Below are 22,448 nucleotides of genomic sequence, written 5' to 3' on the forward strand. Positions count from 1 at the left end.
TTTTTAGATAAATGGGGAATGTAATGTGCCAATGTGATTAATCACATTAGTACCTTTATTGCTTCTCCTTCTGTCAGCTGGTATACTCCGGCCGTCACAACGGTTTCTCCCGGTTCCAACCCTTTAGAGATAAGCAGGTTTGCCTCTCCCGTTGGAGAATAAACGGTCACTTCGCGGCGACTGACTTTATTACCTTCCACCACCCATACATACGTTTTCCGGTTTTCACTGTCGCCAAATACGGCGCTTAACGGTACATTCATCAGCTTTTCTTCCAGAAAGGGAGCGACATCCGATGCCAGCTTTATTTTGCATGTGAATCCCGGTTTTACGTCATAACGTGTACGGTCAAAGTGCGGGTCGTCAATTGTTATTGTCACCGGAATACCCGTCCCTGCTGTGGAGATGTCAAGATACTCTTCCAGTCTGGCATCGAAAGCCTCTGCAGGGTAACTGTCGAACACCACCTTGAACTTTACGTCCTTGGCACGGAGCAGATAGAGATAATCATCCGGTACGGTGAACTTGATTCGTAGCTTCTGTGTATTTACCAGCTGTACAACCCCTTCTCCTGCATTGACACGCTGATAGTTCTCTACCAGCCGTTTTTCGATGGAACCCTCGAAAGGGGCTGTCAGCCGCGTATCCCGCATATTGTTGCCGGACAACTCGTAAGTGGATTTTGCTTTCTGATAGTTGGCTACGCTGATTTCGTATTCCTGCACGGAGATAGCCTGGCGGCCAAGCAGCCGTTTGTTACGTTCCACTTGTGCGGCAGCTGTTTCGTAGGCAGCCTTGTCGGCTGCATATTGCAGGGAGATGTCGCGTGGGTCGATGGCGGCAATCAGTTGCCCCTTTTTTACCCGCTGTCCCTCTACAACCGGGAGGCTGATGATTTGTCCGCTGACGCGGAAGGCAAGTCTCACATATTCCACGGCTTCCACTATTCCGGAGAAGTCTTTGCGGATAACCGACTGTGAACTGACTTGCGCAGTCTTCACCGGTCGGATAAGGGTATTGCTACCCTTTTGTTTTTGCCCGCACGACGTGATGAACAACGTCGTAACCAGGGCGAAAAGAAACATTTTTTTCATTGGTAAACAAGTATATAGTTATTCGTTCAGGTATATATAAAAACATAAAACCGGGAAAACAACCAAATGTTCTCCCGGTTATAGGATAAATGATGATTTAATGTGCCAATGTGCTAATATGCTAATGTGCCAATGATCTGCGGCGTGATAGCGCAGCATAAATATTGCGTAGCCAATTAGCACATTGGCATATTAATTTTCAATTCCGTCCCCCGTTCCAGCGTATATGGGTGTCCGTAGACTTGTATGTCCACTTTGCTGCCTGCTGTAAGCGAGATTTCGATTTCTTTTCTTACCCGTATGTGAAGTGTGTTTTTCAGATAATTCACCTTGAATGAATAGCTGTCCCATTTTTGCGGTATGACGGGGGAGAAACACAATGTCTCCTTCAGCACCTGCATACCTGCAAATCCGCGTACAATGGCCAGCCAGCTGCCGGGCATACTGGTTATGTGCAGACCTTGGTCCGCTTCGTTGTTGTAGTCGTCCAGGTCAAGCCGCGTGGCATGCAGGAAAAGCTGGTAAGCTTTTTCCACTTTGCCGATGCGTGCAGCCAGGATGGAATGGATGTGGGGAGAAAGGGAGGATTCGTGTACGGTCATCGGCTCATAGAACTCGAAATTGCGGCGGACGGTTTCCGTGTCGAAATAGAAATAATAGAGGTAAAGTCCGAGCAACACGTCGCTCTGCTTGATGTAGCAAGAGCGCAGAATGCGGTCCCATGACCAATGTTGGTTGATGGGGCGTTCTTCGGCAGGAATGTTATCTGTACTTTCCAGTACTTTATCCATATAGCCGTCATTTTGGATAAAAATACCCCGTTCCTTGTCTTCCGGCAGATACATGTGTTCGATGATGTCTCTCCACCGGGCACTTTCCTTCACTTGGTCGAGATTGGTGATGCGGCGTATGTGGGCATATTCATCCGGATATTGCTGTGCCACCATTTCCAGAAAACGGAGGGTCATCTTGAGGCACTGTATACAGGAATAGTTAGTGTACCAGTTGTTGTCCACATTGTTTTCGTATTCATCCGGGCCGGTAACCCCCAGTATGACATATTTCTGTTTGGGTTGGGAGAAGGATACCCGTTGTCTCCAGAAACGGCTGACGGCAATCATTACTTCCAGGCCATATTTAGCGATATAGTCCATATTGCCCGTCAGCGCTGCATGCTGAACGATGGCATAGACAATGATATTGTTACGGTGGATTTCCTCGAAGGTTATTTCCCATTCACTGTGGCATTCCTCTCCATTGTTGGTTACCTGCGGAAACAACGCTGCACCGTCCTTGAAACCCAGTTTACGGGCGTTTTCGATGGCTTTGGGAAGCTGGTTGTACCGATATGCCAGCAAGTTCTTTGCAATCTCTTTGGGAGTGGAGAGCAGAAAAAACGGTACACAACACAGTTCCGTGTTCCAATAAGTATTTCCGCCATATTTTTCTCCGGTGAATCCTTTGGGGCCGATGTTTAGGCGCGGATCATCTCCCCGGTAAGTCTGATACAGCTGGAATATGTTGTACCGGATACCTTGTTGCGCTTCCGGATCCCCTTCGATGACGACATCCGTTTCGTCCCAGATTTCCTGCCAGGCCCTTCGATGCTCTTCTACCAGCGTATTCCAGCCTATGCTCTTGGCTTCGCGTGCCTCGGCCACGGAGTGTTCCACCAATTCACTCCGTTCGTGGTAGAGAGAAGAAGCAATGGCGGTGTATTTGATGAGTGTCACGTTGTCTCCGGGTTTCACGTCGGCACCTACGCTGAAACCGGTCTGCTTTTCCTTTTCTATCCGTATGGGGTTGGCAGTGGTTTCCTTGTTGTTTTTGAAGAATTGGTAAGTCATGGCGTAGCACACTTGTGCATCTTCCCGGCGGGTCTGTGTCCAGAGATAGGCACAGCTGCTGGTAGAACCGGAACGCAGTATGTTCCATATTTTCAGGTTTGGCAGATCGGCATCGTCTACTATATTCCCGTCAAGGATGGGCACGAGTGAGATTCTGCCGGTATAGTTGATGGAAGACACGCTGTACTTGATGAGACAGAGGTTGGGTCTTGCCATATTTGTGATATGCTCTACATGGATGCGGAGCTGGTTTCCGCGAGGAGACGTCACCTCCATGTCCCGGTAGGAGATACCTTCCTTCATATCCAGGCGGCGGTTGAAGCTGTCGACATCCCAGCCTGCCAAATCGAGTTCCTCATCGATGAGGCGCAGGTTGATGCGGCTCCAGTCAGCAGCCTTGGGTATACGGGTGTAATATGGGGGAAATCCGTTCTTCCACCATCCTACGCGGGTTTTGTCCAGGAAAGTGATGCCGGCCACAAATGAACCACGGTAACTGTCACTGCTGTAAGGCTCCTCAAAATACCCCCGTTGCCCGAAACGTCCGTTTCCGAGACTGAATATACTTTCCGACATCCGTTGACGGTCGGGGTGGAATTGGTCTTCGATGATGTTCCATTCATCGGTCTTGAGGTATTTCTTCATGGCGACGTGTTTTCTGTAGTTATCGCCGTAAAGTTAAGCAATATGCGGAAATAAAGAAGAAATGGAAAGGAAAAAAACAAACGTGCGGTAGGCTTTTTTTTACCTGCTTTCTTGCCGGAGGGCTGGTAGGCTCGTCAATAACAGATGCTATGTACGGTCAGAAGAAGAGGTAACAATCATACGGTATGAAAGCATGAATCATACGATATGATTATGGTAATCATACGGTATGATTCATGTCTTTATTACAAAGATAACGGCTGTCCTTTGTACGGTGTGCCGGTCTCGGTTCTTTGTGTGTTATGTTTCGGAGGCGTGTGCTTACTTGCTTTTTTCTCCTTGGTTCTCTTTGATGAGGTATACGCAGGCGGCGCCGATTATCAGCATGATTCCTGCCAGCACAAGCATATTGATTTCAGGAGGCAGTCCTCCTTGGGGAGTAAACAAGGCAAGGATGGTGCCGCCCAAAGCAGCTGCTATAATCTGCGGGATACAGATAGTACCGTTGAAAAGTCCCAGATAAGTACCCATGTGTCCTCCGCTCAGTGCGTTGGTCAGGATGGTGAACGGCAGTGCCAGCATGGCAGCCCATGCACAACCTATCAGCAAGAAGGAAATGAAGAGCATATAAGGGTCGTGTATGAAGTAGGTGGAAATGAAACCTATACCTCCCAGAACAAGGCTGAGTGAGTAGACCCGGCGACGGTCCTTGAACATCGGTATGCAGATGGCCCAAAGCACAGAGCCGATGGCTTGTACGGCAAACAGTACGCCTACCCAGTCGGAGGCATTCTGATATTGCAGGCTCTTGGTGTCGAGTACCACTTTGGTGACACCATCTACCAGGTGCTCTACTGTAGGAGCATCAAAAGCATTGGCAGCGATGCTGCCGTTGGTATAGGTCCACATGAACATAAAAGCAAACCAGCAGAAGAACTGTACCAGTCCGATAGTCCAGAATGCTTTCGGAGCCTTGATGAGCAGCTTCAGCATGTTGGTCTTTTCATGTTCCTCTTCTTCGGTGATGCCGTGATACTCTGCATATTCGGCAGGCGGCATCTCTTTTACTTTGACCGAAGTGTAGATGACGCAGAAGATAAGGATGGCCGCTCCGATGTAGAATGAGTAAATCACCGAGTCGGGGATTACTCCTTGGGGAGCTGTATTGCTGATGCCAATCCATGCAAAGATGAACGGGAAGAGATATCCCACCAGGCTGCCTGCATTGCAGAGAAAACTCTGGATGGAGTAGGCGAGTCCTTTTTGTTTCTCATTCACCATGTCGCCCACCATCATTTTGAAGGGTTGCATGGCCATATTGATGGAGGTGTCGAGGAACATCAGCGATACCAGTCCGAAAATCATGGCTGTACTTACTGCCATGCCGAAGCTTCCGGCATTGGGTAGCAGGCACATGACGAGTACGGCCACCAACGAACCTATAAACAGATAAGGGATGCGCCGCCCGAAGCGTGTCCAGGTCTTGTCACTGGCGGCTCCCACGATGGGTTGTACAATGATACCTGCCAACGGCGGTAATATCCAGAAATAACTCAAATTATGCGGGTCTGCACCCAAAGTGGAAAAGATACGGCTGATGTTTGCACTCTGCAAAGCATATGCAATCTGTACGCCGAAAAAACCAAAGCTGATGTTCCACAGCTTCCAGAAACTTAAATCGGGTTTTACTTTCATGATGGTTTAATATGTTTTATTATTTCGTAGTTCCTCTTATCACCAGATTGGTACGTACTATCTTGTTGTTGCTTTTCTCTTCTCCCTCCAGCTTTCCGGTCAGAATGCTGAAAGCGCTTTTACCTACTTCCTCGCCATGCTGCTCCACGGTAGTCAGCTTCGGGTCGGTGCTTTGGGCAATGGCTCCGTCGGTGAATCCGCAGATGGATACTTCATCGGGAACTTTTACGCCGACCAGTTTGCAGGCATACAGTATGCCCGAAGCTGTCTCGTCGTTGATGGCAAAGAAACCGTCAGGGCGGTTTTCGCTTTCCAGCAGGTCGGGAGTGATGGAGATGGCGCGTTCACGGGTGTCGCACAACAGAATCATGCTGTCGTCCACCGGAATTTTATACTTCTTCATGGCATCCAGGTAGCCGTTCCGGCGATTCTTGGTAATCTCTAGGTGGGGAGCCGCACCATAGAAAAGGATACGCTTGCATCCGGTCTGTATCATGTATTCCACGGCTGCAAAGGAGCCGGCATAGTCGTCCACCACCACTCGCTCGGTTTTCAGCCCCGTACATATACGGTCGTAAAAGACAATGGGAATATCGTTGTTCAGCAGCTCCTGGTAATGGTCGTATTGGGAAGTGTCCTTGGCAAGTGAAGCGATGACTCCGCAGACACGGGCGGCAAGGAAAGAATGTACAATTTTCACTTCCTGCTCGTACGATTCGCTGCTCTGCGCCACTATGATATTATATCCGGCATCCGCCGCTGCTTTCTCAATTCCGCTCAATACGCAGGAAAAGAAGTGGTGTACCAGTTGGGGGACAATGACGCCGATGGTATTGCTGCGGCTTGCGCGGAGATTTACGGCAAGTACGTTGGGCTTGTAGTTATGCTCGCGCGCATAGGCATGGACAAGGTCACGTGTTTCCTTGCTGATGTCCGGATTGTCTTTCAGCGCCCTCGACACAGTGGAGGGGGAGACATTCAGCGCCCGGGCAATATCCTTGATGGTAATCTGCGGTTTATTCATGGTATAGTTTTGAGGACAAAGATAAGGTAAACTTCCCTAATCCGATTGCAAAAATAACGTAATAAGGTAAATTGTGCTTATCCGTTGAGGTTTATCGGGTTGTAAGTTTGTGCAAACGATTGCAGATACCCGTATTTTGACAAATTAAGGTGATATATAGTTCTATATTCCCTAAATGCTTATATTTGCAGTACGCAATTAATGATGATAACGCCATGAAACACATGAAGTTTTTGACTTTCTTTTTTTGTATTGCCTTTGCAGTATTTGCATGCAGCAGCAATAATGAGACAGACCCCAATGCTGGTGGACTTCCCGATAAGGAGGAACCTCTGGCTACAGACTTTGCTAAAGGTGCCGACATCAGTTGGGTGACGGAGATGGAACATAAGGGTATGAAATTTTACAATACCTCCGGTGTGGAGACCGATTGTTTCCAGCTGATGAAGGATTTGGGCCTGAATGCGGTTCGACTCAGAGTATGGCTCGACCCCAAAGAACACGATAACTGGTGCAATACGGCCGATTTGGTGACGAAAGCCAAGCGTGCCGCAGAGCTGGGCATGGACGTAATGGTAGACTTCCATTACAGTGACTGGTGGGCCGACCCTGGACAGCAGCATAAGCCTGCTGCATGGAAAGGACTGAACTTGGCCGACTTGAAGAAAGCCGTCGCCGGTCATACTGCCGATGTACTTAATGCGCTGAAAGCGGCAGGAGTTACTCCCAAGTGGGTTCAGGTAGGTAATGAAATCCGTTCGGGGATGCTCTGGGATGAAGATGCTGCATTGAGTGGTGCGTCCTATGATGTGAGGGAATGTGATGTAAAGGGTTCCAACAGCACTTCCGAGGAAGTGAAATACCGTGAGAACTTTGCCAACCTGGCTGCTTTTATCAATGTAGGATACGATGCGGTAAAGTCCGTCTTCGACGATGCCATTGTCATCGTCCATCTGGACAATGGATATGACAACGAATTGTATACCTGGTTCTTTGATGAACTGAGAGCCAATGGCGGTAAGTGGGATATGATAGGCATGTCGCTCTATCCTTACTGGACGATGCTCGAGCACAAGGAATATACAGCTGATAGAACTATCACCGAGTGTATTGCCAATATTAATAGTGTAGCCCGGAAATACAACTGTGACGTGATGGTGGTGGAAACCGGCATGGAGTGTGCCGACGACAAAGGGAATCTGGCAAGTGCTTCCGTGCTGGCAGAAGGGAAACGCCAACTGGCACGTATCCTGAAAGAGTGCAAGGAGAATACCGGCGGACGCTGCAAGGGCGTGTTCTACTGGGAACCGGAATGCAGGCCGAACCAATATCGGCTGGGGGCATTCACTGAAGACGGCCGCCCCACTGTGATAATGGATGCTTTTAAATAATTATATTAACAAAATCTTTTAAAGAAGAATGAGAAAGACAATACTTATCTTTTCCTGCTGCGCTTTTTTTGCCTTGGCGGCAATGGCGCAGCGTACAGAAGCATTGTTGGAAAAGAACTGGAAGTTCACCAAGGGAGATGTTCCCGAAGCAACACAAACAAATTTAGACGACAGTAAGTGGGAAACAGTGACCATTCCTCATGATTGGGCCATCTTTGGTCCGTTCGACCGCAACAACGATTTGCAGGAGGTAGCGGTTACGCAAGACCTTGAAAAACAAGCTTCCGTAAAGACCGGGCGTACCGGAGGGTTGCCTTATGTGGGTGTCGGTTGGTATCGTACGGCTTTTGATGCTTCTGCAGACAAGCAGGTCACTCTGGTTTTCGATGGTGCTATGAGTGAGGCTCGGGTCTATGTCAATGGGAAAGAAGCTTGTTTCTGGCCTTTCGGGTATAACTCTTTTCATTGCGATGTTACCGGTTTGCTGAATGCCGACGGTAAAAACAATGTGCTGGCTGTCCGTCTGGAAAACAGACCCCAGTCCTCCCGTTGGTATCCGGGGGCGGGATTGTATCGCAATGTCCGCCTAGTTACTACGGAACGTGTTCATGTTCCGGTTTGGGGTACACAGCTCACCACACCGCATGTTTCTGCTGAATACGCTTCCGTGCGTCTGCGTACTACAATACGGAATGCCGGTGATGCGGATGTTCGTATTTCTACTGATATTATTGCGCCGGACGGTAAGATAGTAGCCCGTAAGGATAATAGCCGGAAAATTAATCACGGACAGCCATTTGAGCAGAATTTTCTGATAAATGCTCCGTCTCTGTGGTCCCCTGAGACACCTTATTTATATAAGGCAGTATCTAAGATTTATGTAGATGGCAAACAGACTGACGAATATACCACGCGTTTTGGTATCCGCAGCATTGAGATTATAGCTGATAAGGGATTCTTCCTGAATGGTAAGCACCGTAAATTCCAGGGGGTATGCAATCACCACGATTTGGGCCCGTTGGGTGCGGCTGTCAATGTGGCTGCTCTTCGCCGTCAGTTGACATTATTGAAGGATATGGGATGTGATGCAGTCCGTACCTCCCACAATATGCCTACACCCGAATTGGTGGAACTCTGTGACGAGATGGGCTTTATGATGATGTTGGAACCTTTCGATGAATGGGATATTGCCAAATGTGAGAATGGTTATCACCGCTATTTCAACGAATGGGCAGAAAAGGATATGGTAAACATGCTGCATCATTATCGGAACAATCCTTGTGTGGTAATGTGGAGTATAGGAAATGAGGTTCCTACCCAATGTAGTCCCGAGGGCTACAAAGTGGCTTCTTTCCTGCAGGATATTTGCCATCGCGAAGACCCTACACGCCCCGTTACTTGCGGTATGGACCAGGTAACTTGCGTGCTTGCCAACGGGTTTGCGGCAATGATTGATGTACCCGGTCTTAATTATCGGGCTCACCGTTATGTGGAGTCTTATGAGACTCTTCCACAGAATATTGTGCTCGGTTCGGAGACGGCTTCCACTGTAAGTTCTCGTGGTGTCTATAAATTTCCCGTACAGAAGGGTGCCAGTGTGATGTATGATGACCATCAGTGCTCCGGTTATGATGTGGAGTGTTGTTCCTGGTCGAATCTTCCCGATGAGGATTTTGCTTTGTCTGATGATTATGACTGGACAATCGGACAGTTCGTCTGGACGGGCTTTGATTATTTGGGTGAGCCTTCTCCTTATAGTACGGATTCCTGGCCCAGCCACAGCTCCGTTTTCGGTATCATAGACTTGGCAAGCCTCCCCAAAGACCGTTTCTATCTGTACCGCAGCCTATGGAACAAGCAGGCAAATACCTTGCATGTCCTTCCGCACTGGACGTGGCCGGGCAGGGAAGGGGAGAATACTCCGGTTTTTGTTTACACCAGCTATCCCAGTGCCGAACTGTTCGTCAACGGAAAGAGTTATGGCAAACAACGGAAACTTACTGCTGATGAAAGCCGTGCTTTGGAAGGCCGGGACTCCCTTGCTTTGCAGCGTCGCTATCGCTTGATGTGGATGGATGTTCCTTATGAACCGGGCGAAGTGAAAGTGGTGGCTTATGATGCTTCCGGCAAGCCTGCAGAAGAAAAGGTGATTCGTACCGCTGGCAAGCCCCATCATCTGGAGCTGGTTGCCGACCGCACCCGCTTGTCTGCCGATGGTAAGGACCTGGCATATATCACAGTCCGTGTCGTGGATAAGGACGGTAATCTTTGTCCGGCAGACAGCCGCATGGTAAATTTCTCGGTGAAGGGTGCCGGAAAATATCGCGCTGCTGCCAATGGAGATGCTACCAGCCTCGATTTGTTCCATTTGCCCAAGATGCCGGCTTTCAGCGGTCAGCTGACGGCTATTGTGCAGAGTGGCGAGCAAGCCGGTGAGATTGTGTTTGAGGCAAGGGCTAAAGGATTGAAGTCCGGAAAGCTGGTACTTTATACTTCAGAGAAATAAATAGCACTATTTGCTTCCACTCTACCACACCTGCTCTGTACCCCTTTGTTCATCGGTGTTTGAGGTGCGGTGGAAGCAACAGAAAAAGGTGGAAGCAAATTTTGCTTCCACCTCTGTTTTTAGGGCCGACATGATGTTAACTTATTGTAATGTAATAAGTTAATATCATGTCGGCCATTTTGTTAATATCGTGTTAATGGCATATTAATATTGTGCAGACACGTTATTCATATCCTGAAAGTATGTTGCTTGGTTTATACATGCATGGCATTTCTTCAGTAAAAGCTTTGTGTTTCTTTTGTTTTGTCTTGATGTTGTGTAGTGCTTAACGGTCGTAAAGCGATTTGTTGACGGCCGTAAAGCGATCTGCCAACGGCCATCAACAAATCGCCTAACGGTCGTTAGGCGGTGAAAATCTCTGTACTTCAGCAGAATAAACATATATGTTATGTGCAAGAATGCCACATGTAGAGTGGAGAGAAGCGCTGTATTATGATATATCAAGTGATTTTTCTATCTTGTGCAACCGCATGCAATCGTTTGCACTGTTCGTTTCCCACATTTTACACTCTCTTTATACTTTACTAAAGTAATAAAGCATATTTTTGTTGCGTCATGCTTTGGGTACTTGAAAGACGTTAGAAAGCGAAAGTACGAAAATTATTTTTCGAATAATATATATAGGTAATTAATATTGTTAACTTTAATTTATTAAATGCATGAAGCAAGTTAATCTTAGAATCTGTCAAACGATTCTTACCCTAATGTTAGGGTTATTCTTGTCTGTAGGCGCTTATGCACAGAACATCACCGTGAAAGGGCATGTAAAAGATGCTTTGGGAGGAGTGATAGGCGCAAATGTGGTGGAAAAAGGAAATTCCACGAATGGTACAATCACTGACCTTGATGGTAATTTTACATTGACAGTTCCTCAGGGAGCTACGTTGGTCGTGTCTTTTATCGGATACAAGACGCAAGAAGTAGCTGCTGCTCCTTCAGTAATTATTACATTACAAGATGATGCGGAATTGTTGGGCGAGGTGGTCGTAATTGGTTACGGTACAGCCAAAAAGAATGATTTGACTGGGTCTGTTACGGCTATTAGTGCAGATAAAATGGTAAAAGGTGCTGTTACATCTGCTACTGATATGTTGGTTGGTAAAGCTGCCGGTGTAAGTGTGATTACTGACGGTGGTGCTCCGGGAGCTGGTGCTACAATTCGTGTGCGTGGCGGTTCTTCTATGTCTGCATCCAATAATCCGTTGATTGTTATTGACGGTGTGCCTGTAGATGACGGTGGTATTAATGGTATGTCAAATCCTTTGGCTACTGTCCATCCCAATGATATTGAGACTTTTACTATTTTGAAAGATGCTTCTGCAACAGCCATTTATGGTTCTCGTGCATCTAACGGTGTTATTATTATTAATACTAAAAAAGGAAAGTCTGGACGTGTACAAGTTGGTTATAGCGGTACATTCTCTATTAATACAAGACCCAATAAAGTAGATGTAATGTCTGCAAATGAATTTAGAGAATTTGTGACTTCTAAATTCGGTGAATCAAGTGCTCAGTTTAAAGCATTAGGTCAGGCAAATACTGATTGGCAGGATGAAATATTCAAAACCTCTTTCAGTACAGACCACAATGTTAATGTTTCTGGTGCTATACCACACATGCCCTATCGTGTATCAGTTTCTTATACCAATGAAAATGGTATATTGAAGACTTCTAATATGGAGCGTTTGACTGGTGCTATTAGCTTGAATCCTAATTTCTTTGATAAGAAATTGAATATTCAGTTGAATGTGAAAGGCATTTATAATACAAACCGTTTTGCAGATACTGGTGCGATAGGTATGGCGACGCAATATGATCCGACACAGCCTATTTACATGGATGGAAATCCCTATGGTAACGGCTACTTTATGTATATGAAAAGTGGCAATAATCCTACACCGGTTGATATTGGTTTGGCTAATCCCGTTTCTATTTTAGATTCAAAGCATGACGAATCAACTGTTTATAGAAGTATTGGTAATGCACAAATTGACTATAAGTTTCATTTCCTGCCCGAATTGAGAGCAAACTTGAATTTAGGTTACGACGTGTCTAAGAGTGAAGGTGATGTTATTATAGAAGATAATGCTCCTATGACTTGGTGCCAAGGTAACTATAAAACTGGGTTTGGGGAAAATAGCAGCTATTATCAATTGAAGCGGAATACATTGCTGGATTTCTATTTGAATTATGCTAAAGAGTTTGGTGCACATCATGTCGATGTTATGGGCGGTTATTCTTGGCAGCATTTCTATAATTCTACATGGACCAAATATCCTTATTCTACAGTAAAAGCTGAAGAAACTGGTAAGGAATTCTATAAGGATATGGAAGATTATTCAACTGAAAACTATCTTGTTTCTTTCTTTGGGCGTTTGAATTATACATTATTGAATCGTTATTTGGTGACATTTACCTTGCGTAATGATGGTTCTTCACGTTTCAATAAAGACAATCGTTGGGGATTATTTCCTTCAGTTGCTTTGGCATGGAAGATGAAAGAAGAGAATTTCTTGAAGGGAGTGGATTGGCTTTCTGATTTGAAGTTGCGTTTGGGCTATGGTATTACTGGTCAGCAAAACCTGAATAATGGTGACTATCCTTATATGGCTCGCTATATGTATTCCAAAGCTGGAGCAAATTATTATTTTGGTAATAACAAGTATTCATTGATTGCTCCTCAAGCTTATGATGAAAACTTGAAATGGGAAGAAACTACAACTTACAATATTGGATTGGATTTCGGTGTATTGAACAACAAATTGACAGGTACTCTTGATTTGTATTATCGTAAAACTGATGATTTGCTGAATACGGTTACAGCTCCTGCCGGTACAAACTTTAGTAACCAGTTGTTGACGAATGTAGGTACATTGGAGAATAAAGGTATTGAACTTACTTTGACGGCTCATCCTATCACGACAAAAGATTGGGACTGGACATTGAGTTATAACATCTCTTATAATAAAAATGAAATTACCAAATTGACATTTAATGATGACCCGGCTTATAAAGGTGTGATTCATACTGGTATTGATGGAGCAACCGGTTATAATATCATGATAAATGCTGTTGATCATCCTTATAATTCATTCTATGTATGGGAACAACTTTATGATAAGGCTGGAAATCCGATAGAAGGTGCTTATGTTGATCAAAATGGGGATAATAAAATAGACGAAGAAGATTTGGTCGCTTACAAAAAGTCTGCTCCTGACGTATTTATGGGATTAACTTCTCAATTGTCTTATAAGAATTGGGATTTGTCATTTGCTTTGCGTGCAAGTATTGGAAACTATGCTTATAACAATGTACAATCCAATCGTGAGGCTTGGGATGGTTCACAAATGTATGACCAAACTGGTTTCTTGAAAAATCGTTTGACTTCTGCATGGAAAACAAATTTCAAGACAGGGCAATATCGTTCTAGTTACTATGTTCAGAATGCTTCTTTTGTACGGATGGACAATATTTCATTAGGATACACTTTTAACAAGCTGTTCAATGATAAACAAAGTGCACGTGTTTATGTCACGGTACAGAATCCGTTTGTTATTACCAAATATGATGGTTTGGATCCTGAAATTAGCGGTAGTGGAGTTGATAATAATATCTATCCTCGCCCTCGTGTATTTATGTTAGGCTTGAATCTTAATTTTTAATCAATGAAGTTATGAAAATATTAAAATATAAATATATATTGTCGGCAGCCCTTTTGAGTACGATGTTAGGGGTTACCTCTTGTGTGAACGATCTGGATACGGTTCCATTGGATAAGGATGAATTGGTTTCGGATGTCGTTTTTGGAAAGGAGATAGGAGCTTATGAACAAAGTTTGGCTAAAATATATGCAGGTTTGGTAATAGGTGGTAATGCAGGTGGAGACTCAGACCAGGATGTTGTCGGCATTGACGGTGGTTCTCAGGCTTCATTTATTCGCGTATTGTGGAATATGCAGGAATTGGCTTCTGATATCGCTCATTGTTGCTGGAATGATCCTGGTATTCCAGACTTCAATCATATTTCTTGGGCTGCTTCAAGTCCATGGATCAAAGGATCATATTATCGTTTGTATTATCAGATTAACTTGTCAAATGCGTTTTTACGTGAAACAACTGATGATAAACTTGCCTCACGAGGTTGTTCAGAGCAAGTAAAGGCTTCTATTAAAACTTTCCGTGCAGAAGCTCGTTTTATGCGTGCTTTGATGTATCTGTATGCTTTGGATTTGTATCGTAATGTTCCGTTTGTAGATGAAAACAGCCCTATTGGTAGCGTTCGTCCACAACAAATTATGAAAGATCAATTATTTGAATACATTGAAAGTGAAATGTTGGCATGTGAAAGTGATATGCTTGATCCTGTAGTTGGATTTAATGATAATTATGGACATGCTAATAAAGCTGCTCTGTGGGCTGCATTGTCTCGCTTGTATTTGAATGCAGACACGTATGTAGGTGTAAATAAATATACTGAATGTGTGACTTATTCTAAAAAGATTATTTCAGCAGGTTACCAATTGGAACCGGTTTATGGCGATATGTTCAAAGCTGATAATGACCAATCCAAAGAGATGATTTTCCCATTGAGATATGAAGGTGAAGATACAATGACCTGGGGAGGTATGACAGCTTTGTTATGCTGGGGTTCTGCTGATTTTCAAGAAGAAACGAATGCAAAGGGAGGTTGGCAAGGTGTTAGAGCTAAGTCGTCTTTATATAATATCTTTGAAAAAGAGGATAGCAGTGATAAGGATACTCGTAAAGCAATGTTGCGTACAGAAGCTACCACAAATATTGAGATCACAAATGAAGCTGATTTTGTCAATAATGGCATTCCCGTTACCAAGTTTTATAATGTGAATAAAGATGGAAGTAAACCTGCATCTGCGGAAGCTTGGACAGATTATCCATTATTCCGTTTAGGTGAAATCTATTTGAATTTAGCAGAAGCTGTTCTTCGTGGCGGACAAGGAGCAACAAAAACAGAGGCTTTGGGATATGTAAATGATTTGCGTAAACGTGCATATTCAGACAAGGCGTCCGCACCTATTTCCGATAGTGATTTTACTTTGGACTTTATGATGGATGAACGCGCACGTGAGCTATTCTACGAAGCTCAAAGACGTACAGATTTGATTCGCTTCGGTAAATATACTTCTGCTGATTATGTTTGGCCATGGAAGGGTGGAGTTGCGGCAGGAAAATCTGTTGAAAGCTTTTATCAAGTGTTCCCCTTGCCTTCAGACGATGTTGGTTCTAATCAGAACCTGGTACAGAATGAAGGATACTAATATTAATGATTAAACATGAATGATATGAAGACAAAATATATTTATTTACTTTTGGCTGGAATCTTCGCATTGATGTCTTGTGAGGAGGATGCTACCCCCATATTGGAATTGAAGACTGCTGCTGCATTGCATGCGCTTTCCCAAACAGACATTACTATTACTAAAGACAATAAGGATGCGCAATTTCCGGAAATAGCTTGGGATAAGGCAGATTATGGAGTTTCTGCAGTAGTTAATTATGTTGTAACTCTAACAAATACTTCTACCAATAAGAGTATTGTAATAGGAGAAACAGGGGATGCAAAACTGGCATTTACAAATAGTGAAATGAATTCTTTATTGGCTAAGGTAGGAGCATATCCGGGGCAAACGTATGATTTTACTGTTTCTTTGGTTTCTGAGGCATATGATGCTTATACTGATGCAGCTAGTAACTCAATAACTTTTAAGGCTACACCTTATGACCCTAATGTAGATAATATTACATGGAAGTATGCTTATGTAGCTGTTGGCTATCCTGATTGGGACTACACTACTGCCTATTTGATAGGTGACCCTGACGGTGATGGCATTTATAGTGGTTATGCCAATTTTGATGGTGCTGCTTCTTATGCAATCATTGATGGTGCAGACCTTACGAAAGTATTGGCTAAAGACCAGCAAGTTACTGCTGATGGTAAAGGTTTCATTGAAATTACTTTAGATGCGGAAGGTAAGGTAACCCAATCAGAGAAAGGGCTGGTTTGGGGAGTAATTGGAGATGCTACGTCTAGTGGTTGGGACAAAGATACCCAGATGGAATACGATACCACTACTCGTCTTTGGACAGTGGTTACTCCGTTGCTCGATAAGGAATTCAAATTTAGAGCCAATAATGACTGGGGATTCAATTATGGAGCAGAAGAAGGTAAACTTTCTGAGTTGGCCGGTAACTTGGTTGCTGGAGGTCAAAATTTCAAAGTGGTAAAGGCAAGTCCCTATATTATTACTTTAAATTTGACTAATGCAGGAAAATATACTTATAGTATGGAAGAAACAACGATTGAGCTTTCTAGCTCTGCAATGACATTGCCTGGTAGCTATCAGAGTGGTGATGGTTGGAAGCCGGAAGCTGATGATTGCTATAAGGTAGAATCTGCAGCTCGTGATTTCAAATATACTGGCACTCACTATTTCCCTGCCGATACAGAATTCAAGTTCTATGATTCTGGTACGTGGATTGGTGTTGTTGGAGATATTACTTGGAATGAGGCTAAGACATCAACTACGTTTGTTATCGGTGATGGCGGTAATGTTAAGATTGAGGCTGCCGGTTATTATCGAGTAGGTGCCGATACTAAGAAGATGGTTGCTACTTTGGATAAGACAGGTTGGGAGATTATTGGTGATGCTACTCCTGGTGGATGGGATAAAGGCACTTTAATGGATTATGATGCTGAAACGCAAAAGTGGTCGGTGACTGTTACATTAGGTGATGGTGAAATGAAATTCAGATGGGATGCAGCTTGGACTATAAACTTTGGTGGTAGTTTAGGTGCGCTGACGCAGGATGGTGGAAATATTAAAGTTTCAGCTGGAACATACACGATTGTATTGGATCCAGAAGCTAAGAATGCTACAATGACAGCCAATTAAGGCTCTCTTATTTATAGAAAAAGGATTAAGGGGGGGACCTTTAATCCTTTTTTATTTGTCAGACCAATGAATTGTAAATAGATGAGGAATTTATTTTATACTATACTTGTATTATTGACAGTGTATGCTTGTGCCGGAAAACGCGAGATAGTTACTGAACAAAAGCAAGTATTACCTGCTGTAGAAGACGTTGTGATGTACGAAATCAATCCACGTGTTTTTGCTCTGAAGAATGCATTTAATGTCATATCAAAACATCTTGATTCTATTCAGTTTTTGGGTGTTAATGTTGTTTGGTTTATGCCAATCTATGAGATTGGTGAGGTAAATACGGTGAATTCTCCTTATTGTATCAAAGATTATAAAAGAATAAATCCTGAATTTGGAACAGTAGAAGAATTTAAGCGTTTAGTGGAATTATGCCATGAAAAAGGAATAAGTGTAATTTTAGATTGGGTTGCTAATCATACATCTTGGGACCATGCTTGGATTAAAGAACATAAAGAGTGGTATACTCAGGATAGTATCGGAAATATAATTTCTCCTGCAGGAACGGGATGGAATGATGTGGCAGATTTGAACTACGATAATGCAGATATGTGCCTTGCAATGATTGATGCTATGAAATATTGGATACAAGAAGTTGGTGTAGATGGTTTTCGCTGTGATGCTGCTGATTATGTTCCATATACTTTCTGGAAGCAAGCTGTTGATTCTCTGAGGGCTATTCCAAATCGGAAATTGTTAATGTTGGCAGAAGGTAAGCGCAAAGATCATTTTGATGCAGGATTTGATATGAACTATGCTTGGGATTTGATGGAGGCGATGCGGGATGTTTTCGTTAATGATAGTAGTGCGGCACGCTTGTTGGAGGTGGATTGGAGCGAGTATGACTCAATTCCGGCAGGAAAAATGAAATTACGTTTTATTACCAATCATGATGAGGCTTCTAAAATGTCGCCAATTGTGGAGTTAGGAAGTGAAAGGGCAGCTATGGCTGCTTTTGTTGGAACAGTTTTTTTGCATGGTGGAGCATTGATTTATAGTTCACAAGAAATTGGACATGAGGCTCCTATTAATTTTTTTGCATATACATCCGTGGATTGGTCCGAATGTTCGGATATTTATCAAGAATATGGGTGTTTAATGGGATTGTATAATAAATATCCTGCACTTCGGAAAGGAATATTAACTGGGTATCCTGCTTCAGACGTCTTGATGTATCAGAAAAGTGATGGTAAAGATGCTTTTATGATATTGGTTAATGTGCGTAATAGAGATGTTTCTGTTATCTTACCGGAGGGTTGGAAGCATCATGTAGCTACTGATATTTACGAAAATAAACCTCTGGAATTGATGAATGAAATTAAACTGAATGCATTAGAGTATAGAATAATTAGATTCTGACGGCTGGATTTTAATAAAAGAGGAGACCCTATACTATTATATTGTGTAAGGTCTCCTCTTTCTGTTTGATATGCAAACGTTTTCGTGATATTGTTCTCGTTTTCCTTTACGTTAATTGATTTGCCCTTTCTTTTCCGGTTATATTTGTGAAGTGATAACTTTAAATACTTCATATTATGAAAATTATCGTTCAACGTGAGAATCTTGTTTTATGGCATTTGATATGCTTCAGCGTGCTGCTGGCATTCACGGCATGTAGTGACAACAAAGAGGAGTTTCAGGAATATTTGACTCCTGCCTCCGGTAGTGAAGCTATTTTTGAACAAGGTTTTAGCTTTGCTGAAGCTGCTTCTTCACAAAGTGTCAGTTTTGAGGCCGGATATCAATGGACTGCTGAGCTGAGTGGTGAGGATATTGGCTGGTGCAGTATCAATCCGGCAAAAGGCTTGTCAGGAAAAGCTACGATTATGGTTTCTGTTGCTAAAAATGAAACTGGAATAGCGCGTACAGCACAATTGAATATTATATCCGGTTCAAAAAGGGAAGAAATATCCGTCACTCAAGCTGCCAATGCAATTGCAATTCCTGCTGGTCTGAGTTATACACCGGTGGTACCAGATGCTGATCAGTCTCTTGTCATTACGTTTAAAGCGGATACAAAGTCTGCCCTCTATGAGTATAAAGGAGATGTGTATGTACATATTGGTGTTGTCAGTGAAGGTCGTTGGCAATTCGTGCCTGCAGAGTGGGCAGAAAACAAAGATAAATGTAAGATGACTTTATCTGAGGCTAATATTTGGAGTATTACATTGAGTCCGAATATCCGGGAGTGGTTTGGGAGTGGAAAGACACCGGTGAACCAACTTGGAATAGTGATTCGTAGTGCGGATGGTAGTAAAAAAGGAATAGATACTGATTCCTTTATAGCGGTAACTGATACAAAATATGAAGGATTTGTACCCGGTGAGATTAAAACTGCCGCTGTACCGGCTGATATGGTCGAAGGTATCAACATAATGGATAATTCTACAGTGACACTGGTACTTTATGATAAAGATGTGAATGGAAATCATAAGGATTTTGCACATGTTGTGGGTGACTTTAACAATTGGACCTTAAGTAATGACGAAAAGTCGCAGATGTATCGTGATGATGCTTCCGGATGTTGGTGGATTACGTTGGCGGGGTTAGATGCTGGTAAAGAGTATGCTTTCCAATACTATGTGGGTACAAAGGAAGGTGAAGTAATTCATTTGGCAGATGCTTATACTGAAAAAATACTGGATCCTGATAATGATAAAGATATTTCAGCTTCTACCTATAATGAAAACCTGGTTTATCCTAAGGGAGGGGTAGGAATCGTTTCGACCTTCAAGATACAGAAAGATAGTTATAACTGGAAGTATAATGATTTTAAAATAGCAAATCCTGAGCAATTAGTGATATATGAATTGCACTTGCGCGACTTTACGGCTACGAGTGACATTAACGGTGCGATGGGAAAGCTTTCTTACTTGAAAGAAATGGGTGTCAACGCTATTGAGTTGATGCCGGTGCAGGAGTTTGACGGCAATGACAGTTGGGGGTATAATCCTTGTTTTTTCTTTGCGATGGATAAAGCTTATGGGACAAAAACAATGTATAAGCAGTTCATTGATGCTTGTCATGAGGCTGGTATGGCAGTTATTCTGGATGTGGTTTATAATCATGCTACAGGAAATAATCCGCTGGCTAAACTCTATTGGGATGGTGATAAGACTGCAAAGAATAATCCATACTTCAATGTGGAAGCACCTCATCCTTATAGCGTGTTCCATGATTTCAATCATGAAAGCCCATTGGTGCGTAAGTTTGTGAAGCGTAATCTGCAATTCTTGTTGAAGGAATATAAGGTGGATGGCTTTCGTTTTGATTTGACGAAAGGGTTCACACAAACCTCTTGCACTGAAAGTACAGCATCCAATTACGATGCGGGTCGCATTGCCGTCCTAAAGGATTATAATGCGGCCATCAAGGAAGTGAAAAAGGACTCTTATGTTATCTTGGAGCATTTCTGTGATTCAAAGGAAGAAAATGAACTGGCAGCTGATGGTATGCACTTATGGCGTAACTTGAATAATGCCTATTGTCAGTCGGCTATGGGGTATGCTGAAAATAGTTCTTTTAGTAGCCTTTATGAGAAAAACACTGCATGGGTAGGTTTTATGGAAAGCCATGATGAAGAACGCACAGCTTACAAACAGTCGCAATGGGGTGATGGTGTGCTGAAAACCGACCTTGATGCCCGTATGAATCAGTTGGCACTAAATACAACTTTCTTCCTTACCGTTCCTGGTCCTAAGATGGTTTGGCAGTTCGGAGAGATGGGATATGACATCTCTATTGAAGAAAATGGCCGTACCGGTAGGAAGCCTTTGCATTGGGAATATTTAGATAACGCCGATCGTAAAGGGCTGCACGATGTTTATGCAGGTTTGATGAAGCTGCGCAATGCTCATCCGGAGTTGTTTGATGCAAATGCAACTTTGACATGGAAGGTGGAAACTTCTGATTGGGACAACGGTCGTACATTATTGGTAAAAAGTATAACGGGTAAGCAACTGGTGGTGGTGGGTAACTTTACACATACCGCTACTGATATTGTTTTCCCTGCCACTCCTGGTAACTGGACCAATTACTTTACAGGAAAAAGTGAAACCGTAAATAAACAGGTTAATGTACCGGCTCATGGATATGTGGTCTACACTAATTTCTGATTTCGGTAAGAATCATTCATACATCTTTATCAGCACCCGATTCAGCCAGTTCCAACGGAAACGGAACCAGCGTCGGGTGCTGCTTTGTTTTCCTCCAAAGCGGAGAACGAACTCACGGTAGCCATGTTTACGGAAGGGAAGTCCCACGTCCATGAACTCTAAGTGGCGGTATCCGCGTTGTTTGGCATCATCCAGTGCTTTCCATACGGCAAGAATCCCCGGATATTGCAGGGCATAAGTCTTGCGCATGCCACCTGAGAACCATAGATAGGCGCTATCATCTGAATAAATGCATGCGCTGCCACCGATAATCTTCTCCTTATAAATGACGATGAAGATTTTGCTTTGCTGCCCTTTTGTCAACTGGTTTTCGAGATGCTGAAAGAACTTGATACTGGGGAAGTGGCGCCGTATCTTGGAAGAATATACGTGGCGCAACATCTGGGCGAAACAGAGAATCTCCTCTTTGGTACGTGCTTCCCGCACTTGGGCACCGTTTTTGAGGCCTTTCTTGATTTGCCGGATACGTGACGGGCTGAAACGCTCTTCCACCTTTTCGACGCTGTGCAACGAGTTGCGCACCCGCAGCCAATTGATGGCGATGTATTGGTTGTCTCGGAAAGATTTGTATCCGAACATGGCATTTTCCAGGTTGCGGAACTCGATGAGAAAAGAATCGCGCAATGCTTCATTGGTAAGCCTTTGCAGCATGTCACTGAAGATAGTCTCTTTGTCTGCCTCGTTATTGAAATATTCTCCCGTACCGTACACCTCACATCTTTTGATGATGCCGGGTGGAAACATGCGGACACTTTTACGTATGGCGGCAAGCAGTTTCGCAACGGGCTTGTCATCTTCGGATGCCACAATGAGTATGGGGGTATACCCCGGAGTTTCCTCGTAGATTCGGAACAACTCTGTGGAATGGAAGGTGTTGGTGCCTGGCAGGTCAGGAACCTTGCTCCCACGGTAATATGTAGTGAGTTTGAGGGGCATTGCTTGCAAACTTAACAAAAAAACTGAAATTTCGGTTGGCATGGGTAGGCTTTTTTATTAAATTTGTCACTATAGCTGAAGTCTTACATAAAAAGAATG

General features: G+C 43.7%; 12 protein-coding genes. 7 read left to right on the forward strand and 5 right to left on the reverse strand.

Annotated features, from left to right (window positions below):
* Positions 1–41: 41 nt before the first annotated feature.
* The 4 genes from DWX62_RS07600 to DWX62_RS07615 all read right to left on the reverse strand — a co-directional run bounded on the left by DWX62_RS07600 (position 42) and on the right by DWX62_RS07615 (position 6,305).
* Complete coding sequence (locus tag DWX62_RS07600) at positions 42–1,094, reverse strand: efflux RND transporter periplasmic adaptor subunit (protein WP_044467721.1); 1,053 nt, start codon at positions 1,092–1,094, stop codon at positions 42–44.
* Between the two features lie 176 nt (positions 1,095–1,270).
* The gene (locus DWX62_RS07605) at positions 1,271–3,586 is read right to left on the reverse strand and encodes a family 65 glycosyl hydrolase domain-containing protein (RefSeq protein ID WP_120172682.1); all 2,316 of its coding nucleotides are present in this window, start codon (positions 3,584–3,586) and stop codon (positions 1,271–1,273) included.
* Between the two features lie 321 nt (positions 3,587–3,907).
* A complete protein-coding gene (locus DWX62_RS07610; RefSeq protein ID WP_120172683.1) occupies positions 3,908–5,281 on the reverse strand; it encodes an MFS transporter in 1,374 nt (457 codons plus the stop codon).
* Positions 5,282–5,300: 19 nt separating this feature from the next.
* Entirely contained in the window at positions 5,301–6,305 is a 1,005-nt protein-coding gene (locus DWX62_RS07615; RefSeq protein ID WP_022401549.1) for a LacI family DNA-binding transcriptional regulator, read from the reverse strand.
* Positions 6,306–6,520: 215 nt separating this feature from the next.
* On the opposite strand from DWX62_RS07615, the gene DWX62_RS07620 reads away from it, so the two are divergent.
* The 7 genes from DWX62_RS07620 (at position 6,521) to DWX62_RS07650 (ending at position 21,353) form a co-directional block, all read left to right on the forward strand.
* Positions 6,521–7,696, forward strand: a complete 1,176-nt coding sequence (locus DWX62_RS07620; RefSeq protein WP_120172684.1) for a glycosyl hydrolase 53 family protein — start codon at positions 6,521–6,523, stop codon at positions 7,694–7,696.
* Positions 7,697–7,724: 28 nt separating this feature from the next.
* Positions 7,725–10,202 (forward strand): glycoside hydrolase family 2 TIM barrel-domain containing protein, encoded by a 2,478-nt coding sequence (locus DWX62_RS07625; RefSeq protein WP_117680540.1) that lies wholly within the window; start codon positions 7,725–7,727, stop codon positions 10,200–10,202.
* 719 nt (positions 10,203–10,921) lie between these two features.
* Positions 10,922–13,924, forward strand: a complete 3,003-nt coding sequence (locus DWX62_RS07630; RefSeq protein WP_057256366.1) for a TonB-dependent receptor — start codon at positions 10,922–10,924, stop codon at positions 13,922–13,924.
* Positions 13,925–13,935: 11 nt separating this feature from the next.
* Positions 13,936–15,555, forward strand: coding sequence for a RagB/SusD family nutrient uptake outer membrane protein (locus DWX62_RS07635; RefSeq protein WP_005826347.1), 1,620 nt, complete (start codon positions 13,936–13,938; stop codon positions 15,553–15,555).
* A gap of 24 nt (positions 15,556–15,579) precedes the next feature.
* On the forward strand, positions 15,580–17,190 hold the full coding sequence (locus DWX62_RS07640; protein ID WP_008663879.1) for a SusF/SusE family outer membrane protein: 1,611 nt from the start codon (positions 15,580–15,582) through the stop codon (positions 17,188–17,190).
* An 81-nt stretch (positions 17,191–17,271) separates the two neighbouring features.
* Positions 17,272–18,597, forward strand: coding sequence for an alpha-amylase family glycosyl hydrolase (locus DWX62_RS07645; protein WP_005826350.1), 1,326 nt, complete (start codon positions 17,272–17,274; stop codon positions 18,595–18,597).
* Positions 18,598–18,773: 176 nt separating this feature from the next.
* A complete protein-coding gene (locus tag DWX62_RS07650; protein ID WP_117951732.1) occupies positions 18,774–21,353 on the forward strand; it encodes an alpha-amylase family glycosyl hydrolase in 2,580 nt (859 codons plus the stop codon).
* A 12-nt stretch (positions 21,354–21,365) separates the two neighbouring features.
* On the opposite strand, the gene DWX62_RS07655 is transcribed toward DWX62_RS07650, so the two are convergent.
* Positions 21,366–22,349, reverse strand: coding sequence for a GNAT family N-acetyltransferase (locus DWX62_RS07655; RefSeq protein ID WP_034525497.1), 984 nt, complete (start codon positions 22,347–22,349; stop codon positions 21,366–21,368).
* Positions 22,350–22,448: the final 99 nt, after the last annotated feature.

It is taken from the genome of Bacteroides sp. AF20-13LB (assembly GCF_003603065.1).
Classification (GTDB): domain Bacteria; phylum Bacteroidota; class Bacteroidia; order Bacteroidales; family Bacteroidaceae; genus Bacteroides; species Bacteroides uniformis.

What these genes read in the sequence shown, in the direction of transcription:
- DWX62_RS07600 (WP_044467721.1), bottom strand. Translation starts at nt 1,094, where the DNA reads ATGAAAAAAATGTTTCTTTTCGCCCTGGTTACGACGTTGTTCATCACG.
- DWX62_RS07605 (WP_120172682.1), bottom strand. Translation starts at nt 3,586, where the DNA reads ATGAAGAAATACCTCAAGACCGATGAATGGAACATCATCGAAGACCAA.
- DWX62_RS07610 (WP_120172683.1), bottom strand. Translation starts at nt 5,281, where the DNA reads ATGAAAGTAAAACCCGATTTAAGTTTCTGGAAGCTGTGGAACATCAGC.
- DWX62_RS07615 (WP_022401549.1), bottom strand. Translation starts at nt 6,305, where the DNA reads ATGAATAAACCGCAGATTACCATCAAGGATATTGCCCGGGCGCTGAAT.
- DWX62_RS07620 (WP_120172684.1), top strand. Translation starts at nt 6,521, where the DNA reads ATGAAACACATGAAGTTTTTGACTTTCTTTTTTTGTATTGCCTTTGCA.
- DWX62_RS07625 (WP_117680540.1), top strand. Translation starts at nt 7,725, where the DNA reads ATGAGAAAGACAATACTTATCTTTTCCTGCTGCGCTTTTTTTGCCTTG.
- DWX62_RS07630 (WP_057256366.1), top strand. Translation starts at nt 10,922, where the DNA reads ATGAAGCAAGTTAATCTTAGAATCTGTCAAACGATTCTTACCCTAATG.
- DWX62_RS07635 (WP_005826347.1), top strand. Translation starts at nt 13,936, where the DNA reads ATGAAAATATTAAAATATAAATATATATTGTCGGCAGCCCTTTTGAGT.
- DWX62_RS07640 (WP_008663879.1), top strand. Translation starts at nt 15,580, where the DNA reads ATGAAGACAAAATATATTTATTTACTTTTGGCTGGAATCTTCGCATTG.
- DWX62_RS07645 (WP_005826350.1), top strand. Translation starts at nt 17,272, where the DNA reads ATGAGGAATTTATTTTATACTATACTTGTATTATTGACAGTGTATGCT.
- DWX62_RS07650 (WP_117951732.1), top strand. Translation starts at nt 18,774, where the DNA reads ATGAAAATTATCGTTCAACGTGAGAATCTTGTTTTATGGCATTTGATA.
- DWX62_RS07655 (WP_034525497.1), bottom strand. Translation starts at nt 22,349, where the DNA reads ATGCCCCTCAAACTCACTACATATTACCGTGGGAGCAAGGTTCCTGAC.